Annotated in this window: 1 protein-coding gene; it reads right to left on the reverse strand. The window is 56.4% G+C overall.

The window, feature by feature from the left end:
- On the reverse strand, nucleotides 1-3099 hold a 3099-nt coding region (locus AAC147_RS02420), incomplete at both ends, for a non-ribosomal peptide synthetase (RefSeq protein WP_339955591.1).

The following is a 3099-nucleotide window of genomic DNA, read 5'->3' on the forward strand; positions in this document are numbered from 1 at the left end:
GTTCCTTCGCCGCCGGTCATGCGCCCAAACAATACGGTGCCGAATACCACTTTTTCCTGTCCGCTACTGCGCGCCAACACCTGGGCCCAGGCCAGATGACACAACGCCGCCAGACTCACTCCTTGCTGCCGGGCCTGATGACGCAAGCGGTCATTCAGTTCCGGTGCCAGCAATCGGTAAAATTCCCTTTCCTGCGATCCATCCAGATGGACGTCTGCCAGCCCGAATGGCAGGGTCGGCTCCGTCACGTCCGCTAACATCTCCGTAAAGAAACGGGTATGGGCTGCCTGACTCACGCCCAACCGGACCTGCGCCACCAGATTACGGAACGGCACCGGCACCGGCAGGTTTGCCTCTTGCCCTGTCAGGCAGGCCTGCACTTCACGGTGCATTATTTCCACTGTTTCATGGTCACCAATCAGGTGATGGTGCAATTCCAGCAAGCACCAGCGGCCATCCGTTTCCTGCGCCACCACAAAATGCAGTAACGGCGCCTGACCCAGATCAAGACGATAATGGCTGGGATCAAAACGCTGGCTTAACTGGTCCATCACCGGGCCGTCAGCCGGATCCAGTGTCAGTTCTGTTACGGATAAGGGGGCATAACGCCAGACAACCTGAACGGGCACGGATATGTTTTGCCAGATAAAGGCAGTGCGTAAAATATCGTGGCGATCAACCACCCGTTGCATTGCCGCCAGATAACGATCCAGCAACGCGCGGTCAGCAAATGCCATCTGGCTACTCAACAGATACGTATCGCCTTCCCGTGCCAGCAAATGGTGGAACAAAATCCCGTCCTGCAAGGGCGATAAAGCATAGATATCCTGAATATTTTCTACCCCACCCGGCACTTGTTCAACAATATGGTCAATATCTGCCTGGGTTAAATCCGCCAGCGGCAACATCGCCGGGGTCAGTTGCTGTGTATCGGCGGTAATCATATTCGGTGGGATTTCCAGAGTCTGATGTTGCCCCAATGTTTGCGCCAGCTCAGACAACACCGGCGACCGGAACAACTCACGTGCTGTCAGGGCCAACCCCTGCTGACGCAGGCGTTCAACCATGCGTACGGCGAGCAGGGAGTGACCGCCCAATGCAAAGAAACTGTCATGGCGGCTGATTGGCTCAATACCCAGTAATTCCCCCCAAATCGCCGCCAAAGCGATTTCCATCTCTCCCTGCGGGGCCTCATAGGCTTGCCGGGCAAAGGCCTCTCCATCCGGTGCCGGTAACGCCCGGCGATCCAACTTCCCGTTCGGGGTCAATGGCAATGCCTCCAGACGGACAAAAGCGGCCGGCACCATATAATCCGGCAAGATTGCACTCAGATGGGTACGCAGATTATTAACCAGCGTTTCATCGGCTTCTGCTACCCCCGTTTCCGCCACGATATAGGCCACCAGCCGTTTGTCCCCGCCATCACCCAGTGCCAGTACTGCAACCTCACGCACGGCCGGGTGCTCTGCCAGCCGGGTCTCAATTTCCCCCGGCTCAATGCGGAAGCCGCGAATTTTCACCTGCTGGTCGTTACGGCCCAGGAACTCCAGATTACCGTCTGGCCGGTAACGGGCTAAATCCCCGGTGCGGTACAGGCGTGCTTCCGGGTTATCACTGAACGGATCAACAAGGAAAAGTTCGGCCGTCAATTCAGGCCGGTTCAGATAACCACAGGCTACCCCGTCTCCCCCCACATAAATTTCACCGATTGCCCCCAACGGTACGGGCTGACCATGCCTATCCAGCAAATAAATCCGCGTATTGGCGATAGGCCGGCCAATGGGGAGCCGGGTGATGCCCTCTCCCCGCGCCTCAACAGGGTATATCGTGGTAAAGGTGGTGCCTTCTGTCGGGCCATAGGCCTGCAACAGTTGTTGCGGCGGACGATGGTTCAGCACCTGAGCAATCACTGATAAATCGGGGATATCACCGCCAAAAATCAGCATTTTTATCTGCGGCAGCGCCGGGGATAGCTCTACTGCCAGCCGGTTAAACAGCCCGATGGTCAGCCACAACACCGTGATACGGTGGGTCTGTAAAGCCCGAACAAGTTCCACCGGTGTCAATAAGGTGGTGTGATCAATCACCACCAGCGTGCCGCCGTTAAGCAACGGCGCCCAGACTTCAAAGGTACTGGCATCAAACGCCGGGTTCGCGGTAAAGGCCACCCGGTCAGCCGGTTCGATGGCCGCATAACCATTATTGATGACCAGCCGAACCACAGCACGGTGTGGCACCAGCACGCCTTTTGGTGTCCCGGTCGAGCCGGAGGTGTACATGATATAGGCTAAATCCGTACTGACACGCGGCAAATCAGGGTTAACGCTATATTGCTCACTGTTTGTATTGCTCTCATCAGCAAGACAAAGCCGCGGCACCGCCAGATCAGCCGGAATATCTGCCCGTGTATCGGTGAGTAACAATTTGGCGGCACAGTCATTGATCAGCCAGTTTTTCCGCTCAGCCGGCACACTCGGGTCCAGAGGGACGTAAACGGCACCGGCTTTCAGCACCGCCAGTTGCGCCACCACCAGTACCATGGAGCGCTCAAACATCAGCACAATCGGATCGCCGGGGCAAACGCCTTGTCCGATTAACTGGTGAGCCAACTGATTCGCCTGTGTATTCAGCTCGCGGTAGCTCAGGGATTTATCTCCCGCTATCAGGGCTGTCGCCTGTGGGGTGCTCTCCACCTGCTGTTCAAACAACTGATGAAGACACGCCGCCGCAGGATAAGGGGTTTCCGTTGTGTTCCAGGTAGTTAACAATAAAGTCCGCTCTGCGGGCGGTAAAATATCCAGCTGCCGTACCGGGGTTTCCGGCGCCTGTTCCAATACGTCCGCCAGACTTTCCAGTGCCTGCTGCATATAACCACATACCCGCATCGGATCAAACGGCTGCACGACCTGCGCCGTCAAGCCCAGCGCCTCACCAAAATCTTCCACTGACAGCACAAAGGGGTAGTTGGTTCGCTCCTGGCCGTCTAAAAATTCAATGCCTTCAAATGGTTTATCCGACGACGCTGAGAGACTATTGTGCCGGTAATTGAATAAAGCGCTAAAGAGGGGCGTACCACGTTCAACCCCGCTACACTGTTGC

Origin of the sequence: Xenorhabdus sp. NBAII XenSa04 (assembly GCF_963866145.1) — a bacterium.
GTDB classification, from domain to species: domain Bacteria; phylum Pseudomonadota; class Gammaproteobacteria; order Enterobacterales; family Enterobacteriaceae; genus Xenorhabdus; species Xenorhabdus indica.